This window comes from Streptomyces albiaxialis (assembly GCF_039530985.1).
Lineage (GTDB): Bacteria > Actinomycetota > Actinomycetes > Streptomycetales > Streptomycetaceae > Streptomyces > Streptomyces albiaxialis.
The window spans coordinates 1-3409 of record NZ_BAAAPE010000027.1; the positions used below are offsets into that span (position 1 = coordinate 1).

General features: G+C 72.8%; 2 protein-coding genes. Both read left to right on the top strand.

Annotated features, from left to right (window positions below; translation table 11 throughout):
• Positions 1 to 1270: KR domain-containing protein (locus tag ABD343_RS37225; protein ID WP_344534864.1), on the top strand; the 1270-nt coding region annotated here is incomplete at its 5' end.
• Positions 1271 to 1292: 22 nt separating this feature from the next.
• Positions 1293 to 3409 (top strand): type I polyketide synthase (locus tag ABD343_RS37230; RefSeq protein WP_344534866.1); only part of this gene is annotated, 2117 nt, incomplete at its 3' end.

The window sequence follows — 3409 nt, forward strand, 5'->3', positions numbered from 1 at the left end:
GGGTGGGCAGGAGTTGGTCGGCCGTCTCACCGAGCTGGGCGCCGGTGTGGAGGTCGTGGCAGCCGATATGTCTGATCCCGAGGCGGTGAAGGACTTGGTGGCCGGTATCGATCCGGCCCGTCCGTTGACCGGTGTCATTCATGCCGCCGGGATTCTGGAGGACGCTGTTCTGTCCGCCCAGACTCCCGAGGGCCTCACCCGCGTCTGGGGGCCGAAGGCGAGGGCCGCGTATCACCTCCACCACGCCACCGCCCACCTCCCCCTCACCCACTTCGTGATCTTCTCGTCGGCGGCCGCCGCGTTCGGCAGTCCGGGGCAGGCCAACTACGCGGCAGCCAACGCCTATTGCGATGCCCTGGCCGCGCACCGCCGTGCCCTCGGGCTTCCGGGCCTGTCGATCGGCTGGGGCCTGTGGGCGGAGGCCAGCGGCATGTCCGGCGGACTCGGCGAAGCCGACCTGGCGCGGATCACGCGTACCGGCTTCCGGCCCCTCGCCACCGAGCGCGGGCTGGCCCTCTTCGACGCGGCTCTCGCCCGCGGACGAGCCGGGGCGCTCGCCGTCGACATCGACCCCGGAGCCGCCCTCGCCTCGGGCGGTCAGGGCGACGCGCCGGTCAGGGCTCTGCTGCGTACCCTCGCGGCCGGGGCGGCGAGGGGACCCGTACGGCGTACCGCCGCCAACGGTCGGGCCGCGTCCCCGGCGGCCGACCTCGCGGACCGGCTCGTCGCCCTGCCGCCGGACGAGCAGGAACGCCTGCTGCTCGACCTCGTACGGACGAACGCCGCGTCCGTGCTGGGGCATGCCGATGCCGGGGCGGTGCGGGGGGACGTGCCGTTCAAGGAGCTGGGGTTCGACTCGCTGACCGTCGTCGAGCTGCGCAACCGGCTCGCGGCGGCGACCGGGCTGCGGCTGCCCGCCTCGCTGGCGTTCGACTACCCGGAGGCCGGGGCTCTCGCCGCGCACCTGCGGCAGCGGCTGGCGCCCGACGGGGCCGGGCCACCCGGGACGGGGACGGGCACGAGGGCAGGCGGCTCGGTGGATCCGTTGCTCACCGAACTCGGCCGGATCGAGAGAGGCCTGAGCACGCTCGACCTGGACGACGAGGCGCGCCGCCTCCTCGCGAGGAGGCTCACCGGCCTGCTGTCGGCGGTCGACGGCGGCGGAGCCGGCGCCCGTGAGGAAGCGGGCGACGGCGCCGACACCACGTTCGACGGCGTCGAGTCCGCGACCGACGACGAGATCTTCGAGCTGATCGACCGGGAACTGTGAGGTCGTCGATGGAGGACCAGAAGTGACGTCCGGTACGGAAGACAAGCTCCGCCAGTACCTCAAGCGGGTCACGGCGGACCTCGGGCACACGCGCCGCCGGCTCCGCGAGGTCGAGGAGCGCAGCCAGGAGCCGGTGGCCGTCGTCAGCATGGCCTGCCGGTTCCCGGGCGGAGTGCGGTCCCCGGAGGAACTGTGGAGCCTGGTGTCCGAGGGCCGCGACGCCATCGGCCCGCTGCCCACCGGACGCGGCGGCGCCTGGGACGCTGAACGGCTGTACGACCCGGACCCCGACCACCCCGGCACCAGCTACGTACGGGAAGGCGGCTTCCTCTACGACGCCGACCGGTTCGACGCCTCGTTCTTCGGCATCTCGCCGCGCGAGGCCCTGGCGATGGAGCCGCAGCAGCGGCTGCTCCTGGAGTCGGCCTGGGAACTGCTGGAACGCGCCCGCATCGACCCCAAGACCCTCAAGGGCAGCGCAACCGGTGTCTACGCCGGTGCCGGGCTCCCCGGCTTCGGCACTCCGCACATCGAGCGGAGCACCGAGGGCCACCTGCTGACCGGCAACGCCCTGAGCGTGCTGTCCGGACGCGTCGCGTTCACCCTCGGCCTCGAAGGCCCCGCGGTCTCCGTCGACACGGCGTGCTCGTCGTCGCTCGTGGCCGTCCACCTCGCGTGCCAGGCGCTGCGCCAGGGCGAGTGCGAGCTGGCGCTGGCGGGCGGGGTGACGGTGATGGCGACCCCGGCGATGTTCACCGAGTTCTCGCGGCAGCGCGGGCTGTCCCCGGACGGACGGTGCAGGCCGTTCGCCGACGCGGCGGACGGCACGAGTCTCGCCGAGGGCGTGGGTCTGGTGCTGCTGGAGCGGTTGTCGGACGCGCGGCGTAACGGACATCGGGTGCTGGCGGTGTTGCGCGGGTCGGCGGTGAACCAGGACGGGGCGAGCAATGGTCTGACGGCGCCGAACGGCCCGTCGCAGGAACGCGTGATCCGCGCGGCACTCGCCAACGCCGGTCTCTCCCCTTCCGAGGTCGACGCCGTCGAGGCCCACGGCACCGGAACCCGCCTCGGCGACCCCATCGAGGCAGGAGCCCTGCTCGCGACGTACGGCCAGGGTCGGACGGAGGAACGGCCGCTGTGGCTGGGCTCGGTGAAGTCCAACATCGGCCACACCCAGGGCGCCGCGGGCGTCGCCGGGATCATCAAGATGGTGCAGGCGATGCGGCACGGCGTACTTCCGGCCTCTCTGCACATCGACGAACCCTCGTCACGGGTCGACTGGACCTCTGGCGCGATCCGACTTCTGACGGAGCGGCACCCCTGGCCCCGCGACGAGGACCAGGGCCTTCGCCGCGCCGCCGTCTCCGCGTTCGGAATGTCGGGAACGAACGCCCATGTGATCTTGGAGGAGCCGCCGGTCGGTGAGGAGCCGGAGCCGGTGGAGGCCGGTGACCTGGGTGGCGTGGTGCCGTGGGTGGTCTCGGCTCGGGATGCGGGGGCGTTGCGGGATCAGGCGGCTGCGTTGGCGGCGGTTTCGGGGTCGGTCGGGGTTGTGGGCCGGTCGTTGGTGTCGTCGCGGTCGGTCTTCGAGCGGCGGGCGGTCGTGCTCGGCGAGGAGCGGGAGGAGCTGGAGGCGGGGCTTGCGGCTCTGGTTGCCGGTGAGACCCACGCTGGTCTGATCGGGCCGGGGGAGGGTCCGGACGGTGGCTTGGTGTGGCTCTTCAGTGGCCAGGGGAGTCAGCGGGTCGGGATGGGTGCTGGGTTGTATGGCCGGTTCCCGGTGTTCGCTGCTGCTTTCGATGAGGTGTGCGGGTTGCTGGACCCGCACCTGGAGCGGCCGCTGCGTGAGGTGGTCTTCGAGGGTGCGGCGTCCGAGCTGGAGCACACCACGTATGCGCAGGCCGGACTGTTCGCGTTGCAGGTCGGCCTGGCCCGGCTGCTGGGCTCCTTCGGGGTGCGGCCGGATGCGGTGATCGGTCATTCGATTGGTGAGGTGGCTGCCGCGCATGTGGCCGGGGTGCTCGGGCTGGAGGACGCGTGTGCGCTGGTGGCGGCGCGGGCGACGTTGATGGGTGCGCTGCCCGAGGGCGGCGCGATGGTCGCGATCGAGGCCGGAGCAGACGAGCTGGAGCTGCCCGA